The organism is Kitasatospora sp. NPDC058063, assembly GCF_042885395.1.
Lineage (GTDB): Bacteria > Actinomycetota > Actinomycetes > Streptomycetales > Streptomycetaceae > Kitasatospora > Kitasatospora lactacystinica.
This window is the reverse complement of record NZ_JBHVSD010000013.1, coordinates 123,451-140,392: the sequence shown is the minus strand read 5'-3', so window position 1 is coordinate 140,392 and position 16,942 is coordinate 123,451. Positions and strand designations below refer to the sequence as shown.

Sequence of the window (16,942 nt, the reverse complement as noted above, 5' to 3'; positions counted from 1 at the left end):
GCCAGCTCTCTCTCAGGCGTTGCCGAAGTCGTTGTCGATCAGGGCGAACAGCTCGTCCGCTGTCGCCGTTTCCATCGCCGTGGCGATGTCGCCCACCGGTCCTGGCGGTGGTGCCTCGCCGCCCGGTGCGCCGGCGCGCCGGCCCCAGCCGCGCAGCAGTTCGTTCAGTCGTTCGCCGACCCCGTCGGTGTCGGCCGCTCCGGGCGGGACGGCCGCGAGGAGCGCGGCCAGCCGGTCCAGCTCGGCCAGCAGCGGCGAGGGCGGTTCGGGCGCGGCGGACAGCTCCGCGTCCAGGTGGGCGGCGAGCACTTCGGGCGTCGGGTGGTCGAAGACGACCGTCGGCGGGACGGCCAGCCCGGTGGCCTCGCACAGCGCGTTCCTGAACCGCATCGCGAGCATCGAGTCGAAGCCGATCTCGGAGAAGGCGCGTTCCGGGCGCACCGGACCGGTTCCGGAATGGCCGAGGACCGCGGCCGCGTGCCGGATGACCAGGTCGAGCACCACTTGACGGCGTGCCGGCCGGTCCAGTGGGGCCAGCCGGGCGGCCAGTCGTGCGGCGGGGGTACCGTCCTCGTCGCCTGCGGTCTGCGGAGTCTCCTCGGCCGGCGCCGCGGTGGTGGCCGCGGCGGCCGTCCGGCCCGGTGTGGGCAGCCAGTACCGGTCGCGCTGGAAGGGGTACGTCGGCAGCAGGACGGGTGCCGGGCCGCCCGGCCCGGGGGCCCCCGTCCAGGGCGACCAGTCCACCGGACCGCCGCCGGCCGCCCACGCCTCGGTCAGTGAGGCCAGCAGCCGGTCCCGGCCGCCGTCGCCGCGCCGCAGCGTGCCGACCGCCGACACCTCCCGCCCGGCCTCCGCGGCCACCGCCTCGATCCCGGCGAGCAGCACCGGATGCGGGCTGATCTCGACGAGCAGGGTGTGGCCCGCGTCGAGCAGGGCGCGGGTCGCTCCGACGAAGTCGACCTGCTCGCGCAGGTTGCGATACCAGTAGGCGGCGTCGAGCGATTCTCCGGCGACGGGTTCGCCGGTCACCGTCGAGTAGAGCGGGACGGCCGAGGCGCGGGGGCGTATCCCGGTGAGGGCTTCGCGCAGTTCGTCCTCGATCTCGGCGACCTGGGTCGAATGGGCCGCGTAGTCCACCGGGATCGCCTTGGCCCGTACACCTTCCCGGTCGCAGGCCGCGAGCAGGGCGGCCAGCTCCTCGGGCTCCCCGGCGACGACCACGGCGTCGGGGCCGTTCACCGCCGCCACGCAGAGGCGTCCGCCGGCGGGCATCAGGCTCGTGGTCCGCTCGGCGGAGGCGGCGACCGACACCATGCCGCCGCGTCCCGCCAGCCTCAGCAGCGCCCGGCTGCGCCGCGCCACCACGAGGGCCGCGTCGTCGAGCGACAGCGCCCCGGCGACGTGGGCGGCGGCGATCTCGCCCTGGCTGTGTCCGACGACCGCGTCCGGGGTGACCCCGGTGTCGCGCCAGTGCGCGGCCAGCGCGACCATCACGGCGAACAGCACCGGCTGGACGACGTCCACGCGGTCGAGCGTCGGCGCGCCGGGCGCGCCGCGCAGCACCTCGGTCAGGGACCAGTCGGTGTGCGGGGCGAGCGCCCGTTCGCAGGCGGCGATGGCGGCGGCGAACGGCGCGGAGGCGTCGAGCGCCGCCACGGCCATGCCGGCCCACTGCGAGCCCTGGCCGGGGAAGACGAAGGCCGTACGGCCGCCGCGCGCCCGGTCCTGCACGGCGTCGGGCGCGGGTTCGCCCGCCGCGAGGGCGTCCAGCCGGCCGAGGAGCGCGTCGCGGTCGCGGCCGACGGCTGCTGCCCGGAAGGGCAGGGCGGGCCGGGTGGTGGCGAGCGCACGGGCCGGGGCGGCGGCGCCCCCGTCGGGGCCGGCCCGCAGGTGCTCGCCCAGTCGGCGCGCCTGTCGGCGCAGGGCCGCGGGCGTCATGGCGGAGAGCAGCCACGGAACGGTGGTCCCGGTGTCCTCGGAGGGTTCGCCGTCCGTACCTTCGGGCAGCGGGCCGGCGTCGGCGGCGGGTGCTTCCTCCAGGACGGCGTGGGCGTTGGTGCCGCTCATGCCGAACGCGGAGACACCGGCCCGGCGCGGCCGGTCCCCGTCCGGGGCGTCCCAGGGGCGGGCGTCCGCGAGCAGCCGGACCGCGCCGGCCGACCAGTCCACCCGGCTGGACGCCTCCTGTGCGTGCAGGGTGCCGGGGAGTACGCCGTTGCGCAGTGCGAGCACCGTCTTGATGACGCCGGCGACCCCGGCGGCGGCCTGGGTGTGCCCGATGTTGGACTTCAGCGATCCCAGCCACAGCGGGCGGTCGGCGGGCCGGTCCTGGCCGTAGGTGGCCAGCAGGGCCTGCGCCTCGATGGGGTCGCCGAGCACGGTGCCGGTGCCGTGCCCCTCGACCAGGTCGACATCGGCGCCGGACAGTCCTGCCGCGGCCAGCGCGGTCCTGATCACCCGCTGCTGCGCGGGGCCGCTCGGAGCGGTGAGGCCGTTGCTGGCACCGTCCTGGTTCACCGCGGTGCCCCGTACGAGGGCGAGGACCGGATGTCCGAGGCGGCGCGCGTCGGAGAGGCGTTCCACGAGCAGGACGCCCACCCCTTCGCCCCAGCCCGTGCCGTTCGCCCCTTCGGCGAAGGAGCGGCAGCGGCCGTCGGGCGACAGGCCCTGCTGACGGCTGAACTCGACGAAGACGTCCGGGCTCGCCATCACCGCGGCGCCGCCGACCAGGGCGAACGAGCAGTCGCCGGCGCGCAGTGCCTGGCCGGCCAGGTGCAGTGCCACCAGCGAGGACGAGCAGGCCGTCTCCACGGTCACGGCGGGGCCGCCGAGTCCGAGGGTGTAGGCGACGCGGCCGGAGGCGACGCTGGTGACCGTGCCGCTGAGGAGGTGCCCCTCGATCTCGTCTGACGGATTCTGCGGGCCGGTGCCGTAGCCCTGGGCGGCGACGCCGACGTAGACGCCGCCCTCGCTGCCGCGGACCGACGCGGGGTCGAGTCCGGCCCGCTCCAGTGCCTCCCAGCTGGTTTCGAGCAGCAGTCGCTGCTGCGGGTCCATGGCCAGTGCTTCGCGCGGGGAGATGCCGAAGAACTCCGCGTCGAACTCGGCCGCGCCGTCCAGGAAGCCGCCGCCGGTGGTGTAGAAGGTGCCCGGGTGCAGGGGGTCCGGGTCGTAGAGGGTGTCCAGCGGCCAGCCGCGGTCGGCGGGCAGCGCGGCGACCGCGTCCACTCCGTCGGCCACCAGCTGCCACAGGTCCTCGGGCGAGCGGACGCCGCCCGGGAACCGGCAGGCCATCGAGACGATCGCCAGGGGTTCGTCGGCCGTCGCGGGCCCGGCCGCGCCGCCGGCGGCGGCCGCGGAGTCCGTCGCGGCCGTGCCGGTCGTGCCGTCGGCGTCCGGTTCGGTGCCGCCCAGCCCGGCGAAGAGGTGGGCGGCGAGGGCGGCTGCCGTCGGGTGGTCGAAGACGGTGGTGAACGCGAGCGGCAGAGCGGTGGCCGCGACCAGCCGGTTGCGGAGTTCGACGGCGGTGAGCGAGTCGAAGCCCAGCTCGCGGAACGGGCGGTCGGTCGTGAGGCCGGCGGCCGACTCGTGGCCCAGCACGGCGGCCGCTTCGCTCCGCACCAGTTCCGTCAGCAGTTTGCGGCCCTCGGGCTCGGACAGTCGGTGCAGCCGGTGCAACCACGACGGGTCGCCGCCCGTGCCGGGTCCGGACCCGGCGGAGGTGTCCGCGTCCGCGGGGTCGCCGTCCGCCGCCCGGGGCTCCGGGGCGGCCGACAGGCCGCGCAGCAGCGCACTGTCCCTGACCGAGCCGAAGATCGGCGCGAAGCGGCTCCAGTCCAGCTCGGCGACGACCGGTTCGCCCTCGTCCAGGGTCAGCGCCAGGCCGAGCGCGGAGAGCGCCGCTGCCGGGGCCATCGGCACCAGCCCGTGGCGGCGCAGGCCGTCGCCGACCGCGCCCTCGGCCATGCCCGCGCCGGCCCAGGGGCCCCAGGCCACCGAGGTCGCCGTCAGGCCCCGGCCGCGCCTCGCCGCGGCGAGGCCGTCCAGGTAGGCGTTGGCTGCCGCGTAGGCGCCCTGGCCGCCGCTGCCCCAGATGCCCGAGATCGAGGAGAACAGCACGAAGGCGTCCAGCGGGCGGTCTTCGAACAGGGCGTCGAGGTGGGCCGCGCCACGCGTCTTGGCCGCCGTCCGCCGGGCCAGTTCCTCCGGCGTGCAGTCCATCAGCGCGGTGTCCGAGGTGAGTCCGGCGGTGTGCACCACGGCCCGTACGGTGTCGCCCTCGTCGCGCAGCCGCTCCAGGACCCGCTCCAGCGCGGTGCGGTCGGCGACGTCGCAGGCCAGCAGGGTGCTCCGGGCGCCGAGCGCCGCCAGGGCGTCGACCAGCGCGTCGGCTCCGGGGGCCTCGGGGCCCCGCCGGCCGAGGAGGACGAGGTGTTCCGCGCCGCGCTCCGCGAGCCAGCGCGCCACCTGGGCGCCGAGGCCTCCGGTGCCGCCGGTGACGAGGACCGTGCCGCGCGGCGTCCACGGTGCGGGCGCGGGTGTCGCGGGCTCCGGCGCGGGGACGAGCCGGCGGCCCAGCGGTGCCGGCGCGCGTACGGCCACCTGGTCCTCGCCGTCCGGTCCGGCCAGCACCGCGCACAGCCCGTCCAGCGCGGGCCCGTCCAGCAGGTCCGGCAGGTCGACCAGGCCGCCCCAGCGCAGCGGGTGCTCCAGTGCCGCCACCCGGCCCAGGCCCCACACCTGGGCCTGCTCGGGGCGGACCTCCTCCGTGCCGTCGGCTGCCACCGCGCCGCGGGTGGCGCACCACAGGGGTGCGTCGATGCCGCTGTCGCCCAGGGCCTGGAGCAGCAGCAGGGTCCCGCTCAGGCAGGCGTCGAGCATCGGCAGGCCCGGGCGGGGGCCCCGGGCCAGGGCCAGCAGCGACAGGACGCCCTCCAAGGAGCCGAACTCCGGGAGCAGCGAGGCCAGTTCGGCGCGTTCGGCGGCGGCACCGACCCGGATCACGGCCACGTCGGCGCCGTGTCCGGCGAGCGCCTGTTCGCAGGCGAGTGCGGTGTCCTCGGCACCGGGCCCGTCCGGGGTGACGAGCAGCCAGCGGCCGGAGAGGCGGGGCTCCGCGGGCGCGGTGAGCGGCTCCCACGCGATGCGGTAGCGGCGGGGGCCGGCGGGGACCTCGGTCTCCCGGGAGCGCCGGGCGGCGGGGGCCGGGTCCGGCGCGGCCACCGGCCAGAAGCGCCTGCGCTGGAAGGCGTAGGTGGGCAGGTCGACCCGCCGCACGTCGGTGCCGCTCCAGCCCGCCGACCAGTCCACCGCCACGCCGCGCAGGTGCAGCGAGGCGAGTGCGGTGCGGACCGCGTCCGGCTCGCCGCGGCCGTCGCGCAGCAGCGGCACCGTCCCGGGGCCGCCGGGGCCGCCGGGGGTGGGGGTGGCGTCGGGGAGGCAGGCGTGGAGCATGCCGGACAGCACGCCGCCCGGTCCGAGTTCGAGGTACGTCGTCGCGCCCTCGGCCCGCAGCCGGCGGGCCCCTTCCAGGAAGCGCACGGTGCCCCGGACGTGGCGCACCCAGTGTTCGGGGGAACGGAGTTCCGCGGCCGTGGCCGTGCGCCCGGTCAGGTTGGAGACGATCTCGATGCCGGGCGCGTGGTAGGTCAGCGACTCGGCCACGTCCCGGAACGCGTCGAGCATCCCGTCCATCCGGGCGGAGTGGAACGCGTGGCTCACGCTCAGCCGGCGGGTGCGCCGTCCGCGGGAGCGGAACGCCCCGGCCAGGCGCAGCACCGCGTCCGCGTCACCGGACAGGACCACGGAGGTGGGCCCGTTGACGGCGGCGATGTCCACCGCGTCCCGGCCCGGGTCGCGGTCCGCTTCCGTCTCCGGGAGGGGGTGCCCGGTGCGGTCGTCCAGCAGGGCCTGGCGCACTTCCTCCTCGGTGGCCTCCACCGCCACCATCGCCCCGCCCTCGGGTAGTTCGTCCATCAGCCGGCCCCGGGCCGTTACCAGCGCGCAGGCATCGGGCAGGTCCAGCACGCCCGCCGCGTGGGCGGCGGCGAGTTCGCCGATGGAGTGCCCCATCAGCAGGTCGGGCCGCACACCCCAGTGCCGCACGAGCCGGAACAGCGCCGTCTCCAGGGCGAACAGCGCGGGCTGGGTGTACCGGGTGCGGTCGAGCAGCGCCGCACCGGGGGTTCCGGGCTCGGCGAACAGGATGTCGCGCAGGGGCAGGTCGAGGTGCGGGTCCAGGCCGGTCAGCACCTCGTCGAGGGCGTCGGCGAACACCGGGTCGTCGCGGTAGAGCTCCGCGCCGGCTCCGGCCCGCTGGCTGCCCTGTCCCGGGAAGAGGAAAGCGGTCCGGCCGGAGCGTACGGCGCCTCCGGTGAGCAGGTGGCCCGCTGCCGTGCCGCGCGCGAGTGCGGTGAGCGAGCGTCGGACGGATGCCCGGTCCCGTCCCAGGACGGCGGCCCGGTGTTCGAGCGGGGCCCGTCCTGTGGCGAGCGAGTAGGCGACGTCCGCCAGTTCGGCGCCCGGGTCGGCATCGAGCCGGCTCACCAGCCGGCCGGCCTGTGCCCGCAGGGCCTCCGGTGTGCCGGCCGAGAGCAGCAGCGGCACGGGCGAGGCGTCCCGGTGCGCGGTGGCCGTCGTAGCGGTGGCCGTCGTGGCGGTGTCCGGGGCGGGCACGGCCGAGGTGTCGGTCCGCTCCGGGGCGGGCGCGACGGCCGGTGCCTGCTCGATGATCGCGTGCACGTTGGTGCCGCTGATGCCGAACGACGACACGCCCGCCCGGCGCGGGTTCCCGGTCTCCGGCCACGGGGTGTGCGCGGTGAGCAGGCGGACGGCACCGTCGGACCAGTCGACGTGCGGGTTCGGCGTCCCGGCGTGCAGGGTTCCCGGCAGTTCGCCGTGGCGGATGGCCAGCACCATCTTCATCACCCCGGCCACCCCGGCCGCCGCCTGGGTGTGCCCGATGTTCGACTTCACGGAGCCGAGCCACAGCGGCCGGTCCGCCGGGCGCGCCGGCCCGTGGACGGCCTGGAGCGCCTGCGCTTCGATGGGGTCGCCGAGCCTCGTGCCGGTGCCGTGGGCCTCGATCGCGTCGATCTGGTCGGCGCGCAGCGCGGCGTCGGCCAGCGCGGCGCGGATGACCTGCTGCTGGGACGGGCCATTGGGGGCGGTGAGCCCGTTGCTGGCGCCGTCCTGGTTCACGGCGGTGCCGCTGATCAGCGCGAGTACGGGGTGGCCGTGGCGCAGGGCGTCGCTGTGGCGCTCCAGCAGCAGCACTCCGGCACCCTCGCCCCAGCCCGTGCCGTCCGCGTCCGCCGAGAACGCCTTGCACCGTCCGTCGGCGGCGAGCCCGCGCTGCCGGCTGAACTCCACGAAGAGCCGCGGGGTGCTCATCACCGTCACCCCGCCCGCGAGGGCCTGCTCGCAGTCGCCGCGCCGCAGTGCCTGCACGGCCAGGTGGAGTGCCACCAGCGACGAGGAGCACGCGGTGTCGACGGTGAGCGAGGGTCCCTGGAGGCCGAGGACGTAGGACAGCCGCCCGGACAGCACGCTGGCCGTGTTCCCGGTCAGCAGATGACCCTCGGACACGCCCTCGGCGCCCTGCAGCAGCGCGGAGTAGTCCTGGCCGTTGGTACCGATGTAGACGCCGACCTGCCGGTCCTTCAGCGCGGTCGGGTCCTGCCCGGAGCCCTCGACCGCCTCCCAGGCGGTCTCCAGGAGCAGCCGCTGCTGCGGGTCCATGGCCAGGGCCTCGCGCGGCGAGATGCCGAAGAACTCCGCGTCGAACTCGGGGGCGTCGTGCAGGAAGCCGCCCTGCATGCTGTACGTGGTGCCGGCGTGGTCGGGGTCGGGGTCGTACAGCCCCTCGGTGTCCCAGCCCCGGTTCGACGGCCAGTCGCCGACGGCGTCGGTGCCCTTCGAGAGCAGGTGCCAGAAGTCCTCGGGCCCTGCGACCCCGCCGGGGAAGCGGCAGCCCATGCCGACGATCGCGATCGGCTCGTTGCCGCCGGGTGCCGCCGCCCGGCTCGCCCCGGCATCGACGGAGCCGGCGGGCCCGGCGGTGCCGCTCGCGGCATCCGGCAGGTCCAGGTCCGCGAGCAGCCGGTCGGCCAGTGCCGACGGCGTGGGATGGTCGAACAGGACGGTGGCGGGCAGGGCCAGTCCGGTGACGGCGGCGAGCCGGTTGCGCAGCTCCACCGCCGTCAGCGAGTCGAAGCCGAGCGCGGAGAACGCCTTTCCGGGCTGGACCGTGTCGACGTCGGGGTGGCGCAGGACCGTCGCCGCGTGGGTGCGTACCAGTTCGGTGAGGGTCCTGACCCGGTCCTCGTGCCGCGGCAGTACGGCGATCTGCTGCCGCAGGACGTCGGCGGAGTCGCCGCCTTCCCGGGCCGCCGACGGTGCGGTGGCATCCGGGACGGGCCTCTCGGCAGCCGGGTCCGGTATCCCGTCGAGGAGGGCGGCGGACCACAGGCCCCTGCCCGTGGTGAAGCGCCTCCAGTCGACATCGGCGACCACGACCAGCTCGTCGTCCTCCGCGAGTGCCCGGCCGATCGCGGTGACGGCCGTTTCGGGCTCCATCACCGGCATACCGAAGTCCCGCAGCCGTGCGGCGACCTCGTCCGCCAGCATGCCCGGCCCGGCCCAGGCGCCCCAGGCCACGGACGTGCCGGGCAGCCCGGCGGCCCGGCGGGCGGCGACGAGTGCGTCGACGGCCGCGTTGGCGGCCGCGTAGTTGCCCTGCCCGGCGTTGCCCACGACGCCCATCACGGACGAGAACACCACGAAGGCCGACAGGTCGAGACCCGCGGTGGCCTCGTGCAGGTTCCGGGCGGCGGTCAGCTTGGCGCGCAGCACCACGGCGAGCCGCGCGGGGTCCAGCGCGTCGAGCACACCGTCGTCGAGGACGCCTGCCGCGTGGATGACGGCGGACAGCGGGCATCGCGCCGGGATGTCGGCGATCAGCGCCGCCAGTGCGGCCGGGTCTGCGACGTCGCAGGCTTCGAAGGTCACTTCGGCGCCCAGCGCCGTCAGTTCCGTCCGCAGCGCGTCCGTACCGGGTGCGTCGGCGCCGCGGCGGCTGACCAGCAGCAGCCGCTCCGCGCCCTGGCCCGCGAGCCAGCGCGCCGTGTGCGAGCCGACGCCACCGGTGCCACCGGTGACGAGGACCGTGCCCCGCCATCGCGGTCGCTTCCGCACGGCCGCACCACCCTGACCGGCTTTCGGCGACACGGACGACGCGGGCCGGAGACGGCGTCCGTGGACCCCGGTGGAGCGCACCGCCACCTGTTCCTCGTCGGCCGCGGCTCCCGCGAGCACCGCGCACAAGCGGCGGGCGGCCCGTACGTCCAGCACCTCGGGCAGGTCGATCAGACCGCCGCGGCGATGCGGGTGCTCCAGTGCCAGCGTCCGGCCCAGGGCGGCGGACGCGGCCTGACCGACGTGTCCGGGCCGCTCCGCGCCGCCCAGGACCGCCGTTCCCTTCGTCAGCGTCCAGAGCCGGGCCTGGATGCCCGCGTCCTCCAGCGCCTGGGCCAGCGCGAGGGTCAGCGCCGGGCCACCGGGCAGGTCGGGGTGGTCGGGATGGGGGCGCTCCTCCCAGGACAGCAGGGACAGCACGCCGGCGATCGGCTGCTCCCCGACGGTCTTCGTGAGCAGGGCGGCCAGTTGTTCGCGGGTCGCGCCCGGATCGTCGACGACGCACGGGAGGAGGTCGGCTCCGGCCTCGCCGAGGGTGTCCAGGACGGCCGCCGCGTCGTCGCCCTCGGGACGCAGGGCGAGCCAGCGACCGGGAAGGCCGTCCGCCGGCGCGACCGACAGGGGCGCCCAGGCAACGTGGTAGCGCCAGGAGTCCGCCCTCCGTTCAAGGCTTCTGACGGAGCGCCAGGTGGCCAGCGCGGGCAGGACTTCGTCCAGGGCTTCCCGGCCGACCCCGAGGGTTTCGGCGAGCTGGGCGGGGTCCTGCAGTTCCGGGTCGTCCCAGCGGTCCTCGGCGGGGGCGGCCGGGACGGCGGCGGGGGCCGTGAGCCAGTAACGCCGCCGCTGGAAGGCGTACGTCGGCAGGTCCACCCGCCGCGCCCCCGGGAACGCACCCGAGAAGTCCACCCCCAGCCCGCACTCCCACGCACGACCCACCGCACGCAACACCTGCGCCGGACCGCCCTCCCCGCGACGCAAGGTCCCCAGCACCACCGCGTCCACACCCGCGGCCTCCACCGACTCCCCCACCGCCACACCCAGCACCGCATGCGGACTGGACTCGACGAAGAACCGGAAGCCCTCCGCCAGCAACGCCGCCGTGGCCCGCCCGAACTCCACCGTCCCCCGCAGGTTGCGGTACCAGTACTCGGCGTCCAGGACCTCCGTGTCCAACCAGCCGCCCGTCACCGTCGAGAAGAACGGCACAGAACCCGAGACCGGGGTGATCCCGTTGAGATCGGAGAGCAGCTGCTCGCGGACCTCCTCCACGTGCGCGGAGTGCGACGCATAGTCGACCTCGATCAACCGCGCCCGCACCCCCTCCCCGACCAAGTCCTCGACCAGTGCCGCCACCGCGTCCGCGTCACCCGACACCACCGTCGACGACGGACCGTTCACCGCCGCCACCGACAACCGGCCCGCGATCCGCTCCCGCACCGTCTCCACCGGCAAAGGCACCGACGCCATCCCGCCACGCCCCGCCAGCGCACCCACCGCACGGGAACGCAGCGCGACGACCCGCGCCCCGTCCTCCAGACTCAGACCACCCGCCACCACCGCCGCCGCGATCTCGCCCTGCGAGTGGCCCACCACCGCGTCCGGAACGACCCCGAACGACCGCCACACCTCCGCCAGCGACACCATCACCGCCCACAGCACCGGCTGCACCACGTCCACCCGCGCCAGCAGCGCCTCCGAACCCAGCGCCTCCCCCAACGACCAATCCACGTAAGGCGCCAGAGCCCGCCCGCACTCCGCCATCCGCCCCGCGAACACAGCCGATTCCGCCAACAGCTCCGCGGCCATCCCCACCCACTGCGAACCCTGCCCCGGGAACACCAACACCGAACGACCGGAAACCAACCCGCCGCCGGACACCGACCCCGGTGCCAAACGCCCCTCCGCCAGCGCCTTCACGCCGTCGAGCAACTCGCTCCGGTCCCCGCCCACCACCACGGCACGGTGCTCGAAGGACGCACGCCCCACCGCCAGCGAATAACCCACGTCCGCCGTGTCGAGCCCGGGCTCCGCCACCACCCGCGCCGCCAACGCCCCCGCCTGCGCCCGCAGGGCCTCCGCACTGCGCGCCGACACCGGCCACACCACCGGCCCAGGACGCCGGGCATCCTCCACCGCCCCGGCCGGTGCCTCGGCCGGCGCAGACTCCAAGATCACGTGAGCGTTGGTCCCGCTGATACCGAAGGAGGACACACCCGCCCGGCGCGGGCGGCCCGTGTCGTCCCACGCACGGGCCTCCGTCAGCAGTCGCCCGGCGCCCGCCGACCAGTCCACCTCGGGCGTCGGCCCGTCCACGTGCAGCGTCCTGGGCATCACGCCGTGCCGCAGGGCGAGCACCGACTTGATGACCCCGCCCACCCCCGCCGCGGCCTGGGCATGGCCGATGTTCGACTTCAGCGAGCCGATCCACACCGGACGGTCCGCCGGACGGTCCTGCCCGTACGTCGCCAGCAGTGCCTGCGCCTCGATCGGGTCGCCCAGCCGCGTCCCCGTACCGTGCGCCTCCACCACGTCCACGTCCGACGCCACCAGCCCCGCGTCCGCCAGCGCCGCCCGGATCACCCGCTGCTGCGACGGACCGTTCGGCGCGGTCAGACCATTGCTCGCACCGTCCTGGTTCGTGGCCGAACCCCGCACCACCGCCAGCACCGGATGCCCGTTGCGCCGCGCGTCCGACAAGCGCTCCAGCAGCAGCATCCCCACGCCCTCGGCCAGGCCGAAGCCGTCGGCGGCTGCCGAGAAGGCCTTGCAGCGGCCGTCCGGGGCCAGACCGCCCTGACGGCTGAACTCCACGAACATGCCGACCGTGGACATCACGGTCGCGCCGCCCGCCAGCGCCAGCGAGCACTCGCCGGACCGCAGCGCCCGTACCGCGAGGTGCAGGGCCACCAGCGAGGACGAGCACGCCGTGTCGACGGTGACCGCCGCTCCCTCCAGACCGAGGGTGTAGGCCAGTCGGCCCGACGCGACGCTTCCGGTGTTGCCGGTCAGCAGGTGGCCGCCCTCGTCGGCGCCCTGTTCGAGAGTGGGCCCGTAGTCCATGGTCATCGCCCCGACATAGACGCCCGTCGGGGTCCGCCGCAGGGTGGCCGGGTCGATCCCGGCCCGCTCCAGCGCTTCCCAGGTCGTCTCCAGCAGCAGCCGCTGCTGCGGGTCCATGGCCAGGGCCTCGCGCGGCGAGATGCCGAAGAACTCCGCGTCGAAGTCCGCCGCGCCGGCGAGCGAACCCGCCTCTCGCTGGTAGTACCGGCCCGGCGTCCCCGGTACGGGGTCGTACCGACCGGCGGTGTCCCAACCGCGGTCGTCGGGCAGCGCGGAGACGGCGTCGGCACCTTCCGACACCAGCTCCCAGAGCTCGTCGGGGCTGCCGACCCCGCCGGGGTAGCGGCAGCCCATGCCAACGATCACCACGGGGTCGTCGTCCTCGGCCCGCCGCACCGGCTCGTCCGCGTCCGTGCTCCTGTCGGCTCGGCCGCCGCCGATCGCGGCGCAGAGATACTCGGTCAGGGCCGCCGGGGTCGGGCAGTCGAAGACAACCGTCGCCGGGATGCGCAGCGCCGTCGCCGCACTCAGCCGGTTGCGCAGCTCCACGGCGGTGACGGAGTCGAATCCCAGGTCGAGGAACGCCAGGTCGGCGGGGACCGGACCGGACCGGCCGGTCAGCGCGGCGATCTCCTCGCCCACCAGCCGTGCCAGCGCGGCACGCCGCTCCGGTACGTCCGATCCGGCCAGCTCCGCGCGGAACGCGGCGCCGGCATCCCGGTCACCACCCGCGCCGCCCGCGCCGTCCGGCCCGTTCACCTCCGCCGGGCCGGGCTCCGCGAGCGCCGCCAGGGCAGCCGCCGGCAGTTCCCGCACCCGGGCGTGCTGCCCGGAGAACAGCGCTTCGCGATCCGGGGTGACCCCGTGCACGTACAGGTCACCGAGCGAGGTCAGGAACCGGCCCGGACCGCCCTGGTCACGGCGCAGCGTCCCGAGGACGGCGGCCTGCGCGCCGTGTTCCTCCGCACAGTCCGCGAGGGCAGAGGTCAGCACGGTGTGCGGGCTCACCTCCAGCAGGACCCCGTACCCGTCCCGCAGCAGGGCCCCGGCCGCCTGATGGAACCTGACCGTGTTGCGCAGGTTGCGGCACCAGTAGTCGGCGTCCAGGACCGGGACGTCCAGTCGTCCCCCGGTCAGTCCGGAGTAGTAGGGCAGATGCGGTGTGCGGGGGCGGATCGGTGCGAGGTCGGCGCGCATCCGGGGGACGATCGCGTCGATGTGGGGGGAATGGGCGGCCAGGCCCACCGCGATCCGCCGTGCGTGCACCGCGTCCGAGGCCAGGTCGGCGAGGAGTTCGGCCGCGGCGTCGCGGTCGCCGGAGACGATCACGGACCGCGGGCCGTTGTGCGCGGCGACGACGAGGCGGCCGTCCCAGCGGCGCAACCGCGGCTCGACCTCGCCGGCCGGGGCCATGACGGAGACCATGTCGCCCTGCCCGGCCAGGGTCGCCTGGGCCTGACTCCACAGGGCCACCACCCGCGCGGAGTCGTCCAGGGACAGCGCGCCGCAGACCGCGGCGGCGGTGACCTCGCCGACGCTGTGCCCGAGCACCGCGGCCGGTTCCACACCGTGGGAGCGCCACAGCGCGGCGAGCGACACCGTCACGGCGAACAGCAGGGGCTGCACCACGTCGGCCCGGTCCCCCGCGGGTGCGCCCGACGCGTCCGGGTCGCGGAGCACGTCGATCGGCGACCAGTCGACGAACGGTTCCAGGGCCTGCGCGCACGCGTCCATCCGGTCGCGGAACACCGTGGAGGTGTCCAACAGGTCCACCGCCATCCGGGGCCACTGCGCGCCCTGCCCGGGAAACACGAAGGCGACCCGCCCGCCTGCCCCTGCCGCGCCCTCCAGCAGGCCGGGCATGCTCCTGCCGTCGGCGAGCGCGTCCAGCCGCTGCAGGAATCCGTCACGGCCGTCCGCCACCAGTGCCGCCCGCCGGCTCCCCTCGGAAGCGGTGCGCGCGAGGGTGAACGCGATGTCCTGGGGGCTCCAGTCGTCACGACCGGCCAGGTACGCGTGCAGGCCGCGAGCGCCGGCCGCCAGCGACTCCTTGCCGCTGCCGGCCAGTGTCCACAGCAGCGGTGCTTCCGTACCGTCGGGGTGCGTCATCGTGACTTCGGACTCCTTCACGGCGATCAGGACCATCAGTCGCCGGACCGTGGCGGGGCGCCCGCTCCCACGGGTCGCGCGCCGACCGGGACGCCTTCGTCATGCCCGGCGTGTACCGCCACCGGACGTGCGACGTCGATCTTGCCCAAGTCGCATAGCGTCCCGATAGCGCAGGCCGCGACACGGTGCGGGTACGGGGAACGGGCGGTTCGCGGCGCAGCGGGAGAGCCGCGCGCACCCCGTGGGCCGGGTCAACCGTCCGTTCCGGCGGACCGCTGCGGGCCCGGAGTTCGCGCCACCCCCAGCTCCCGCCGGATCCCGTCCAGTGCCGCGATGAACAGTGCCGAGGCAACGCCCCACGTGGTCATCGATGCGGCCCGAAAGCTCTCCCGGGGCATCCGGTACCAGTCCACGCCACGCAGACGGCACGCGAAGGGCCGCCAGGGAGTCTGGCCGAAAAGCGGGATGGGTGGCTCAGCGCGATGATCTGACGGTCCGTCACCTCACTTGGGCGCCCCACGAACGACGAACTCGCACGCCGATCGGACTTTGGCAGTGCAACACAACGCGAACCAGTGCTGGTCCGCCGAGGCCCAGGTGAGCTGACCGGAAGGGTCGAGGCATCCGACTGCCGCAACCCTCAAGCCGGTGACATGGGTGCCCCTTCCCGGCCGTTGATCGGGAAGGGCACCATCCGCTCCCCCATCGCTACTGCTCCGTGTCGTCCACCGCGCCAGGGGCCAGGGCCGGGGACGGGAAGACGTGGCGGGCCTCGCTGCCGTCCCACCACACGCCGATCGCGAAGACCGCCGCCGCCTCCAGCAGGCCGGCGCGCGCCAGGCCGCCGCAAGGCACGGCCGTGCAGCCCATGGACCCGACCAGCCCGGCGACCAGTTCGGCCGCCGTCGCGTCGTCCGCGCAGTACGGGACGGCCAGCGGCACACCGCCCTCGAAGGCGGGGCGCGGGAGCGTCCAGATGCTCTCGTGGCAGAAGCCGAACACCTTCGCCACCCGCGCCTCCGGCGCAACCACCGCGAGCCGGGCCGGGACCGAGTCACCGGCCCCCGCCGTCGTCAGCACCGGCCCACCCTCGCCGGCCGCGCCCGGCGCCATCGGGACGGTGCAGTCGAGCAGCACCCGCCCCGCCAACTCCCCGGCCAGCGGCCCGACCACCGCCACCGCCTGCTCGGCGGGCACCGCGACCAGCACCGCCTCCCCGAACCGCGCCGCCTCCGCCAATCCCCCGCTCCCTGCGGCCCCCAGCTCACCCGCGAGCTTCGCCGCCGCCCCCGAGTCCCGCCCGCCGACCATCACTTCGTGCCCGGCCCGCACCCAGGACCCGCCCAGCGCCGCCGCCATCGCACCCGTACCCAGAATCCCGATCCGCATGATGCGTCCCCCGTTCCATGTCGTGTCGTCCGGCGCAACCGCCGCGCCCCGAACGCTAGACAGTCCGTTGCACACCATCCGGTAGGCATCGACCGGGCAGGATGTCCCCATGGCGGAACCCGTGGACGCGACCGACGCACACCTGCCCGAGCTGGGCGGCGACGACTTCGCCGCGGACTGCCGCGCCCGGGTCGCCTTCGAGGTGCTGGCCAACCGCTGGGACAGCGTGGTGGTCTACATCCTCGGCGAGAACGGCCCGATGCGTCCGCGTACGATGCTCGACCGGATCGGCGGCATCAGCCCGAAGGTGCTGAACGAGGCGCTGCGCCGGCTGGAGTACAACGGCCTGGTCGACCGCCACCGCTACGCCGAGAGCCCGCCCCGCGTCGACTACACCCTCACCGAAGCCGGCGCCGCCCTCCTCCCCCCGATCCGCGCCCTCGGCGCCTGGTCCGCCACCTACGCGGACGCCGTCCTCACCGCCCAGGACCGCTTCACCACCGACCCCAGCTGACGCTCGCACCCCAACCACCCCAGGCCCGCACACGAGTACGGGCTGCTGCTCCAGGCCTACGAGCACCTGTTCCGGGACACCCTGGGCGTCATCGGCGCCTGAGCCCGGAGCGCCCCGGGCCCGCGGGGCCTCAGGCCTGCCAGTGCGGCTTCCCGCTGACCATCCGGCAGTAGATCACCCGGCCGCCGGCCTCGTGGGTGCTCTTGCCCAGGTCCGCGGTGCGGCAGAACTGCCCGGCCTCGTAGCAGTTGCCCGCGGCCGAGCGGATGTCGCACCCGGCGCCGGCCGCCGCCGGAGGCTCCGGGTCGGTCGGCGGCTGGGCGGTGGTCACCTTCGGCTGCGGCGCCTTGGTGACGGGTGGCTGCGCGGGGGCGCTCGGCTGGGCCGGAGGCGCGACGGGCGGGGGCGTGGCCACCGGCGCCGCGGGCGTCGGCTGGGCCGGCGGGCTGCTGACCGGGGCAGGGGCCGGGGCGGCGGGTGCCGCCGGCGGGGTGGTCACCGCGGTCGTGGTGGTGGCGACGGTCGGCGTGGCCGAGGCCGTGGCACCGCCGTCGGCCGCCGACGGGTCGCACCCGGTCAGTGCCAGACCGACGGTGAGGACGAGTCCGGCGAATCCGGCCAGGCCGGCCCGACGGCGACCGGCTATCCGTGAAGGCATGGGAGGAGAACGCTCCG

The 16,942-nt window shown here is 75.6% G+C and carries 4 protein-coding genes; 1 reads left to right on the top strand and 3 read right to left on the bottom strand.

What is annotated here, in order from left to right:
- Positions 1-12 precede the first annotated feature (12 nt).
- Both ACFVUY_RS23500 and ACFVUY_RS23495 read right to left on the bottom strand, forming a co-directional pair.
- A complete protein-coding gene (locus ACFVUY_RS23500; RefSeq protein ID WP_387732814.1) occupies positions 13-14,364 on the bottom strand; it encodes a type I polyketide synthase in 14,352 nt (4,783 codons plus the stop codon).
- Between the two features lie 708 nt (positions 14,365-15,072).
- Positions 15,073-15,753, bottom strand: coding sequence for an NADPH-dependent F420 reductase (locus ACFVUY_RS23495; RefSeq protein WP_387732812.1), 681 nt, complete (start codon positions 15,751-15,753; stop codon positions 15,073-15,075).
- Positions 15,754-15,862: 109 nt separating this feature from the next.
- Here ACFVUY_RS23495 and ACFVUY_RS23490 point away from each other — a divergent pair, with 109 nt between their 5' ends.
- Complete coding sequence (locus ACFVUY_RS23490) at positions 15,863-16,267, top strand: winged helix-turn-helix transcriptional regulator (protein ID WP_387732809.1); 405 nt, start codon at positions 15,863-15,865, stop codon at positions 16,265-16,267.
- A gap of 130 nt (positions 16,268-16,397) precedes the next feature.
- Here ACFVUY_RS23490 and ACFVUY_RS23485 read toward each other — a convergent pair whose 3' ends face one another.
- A complete protein-coding gene (locus ACFVUY_RS23485; protein ID WP_387687667.1) occupies positions 16,398-16,925 on the bottom strand; it encodes a hypothetical protein in 528 nt (175 codons plus the stop codon).
- Positions 16,926-16,942 lie beyond the last annotated feature (17 nt).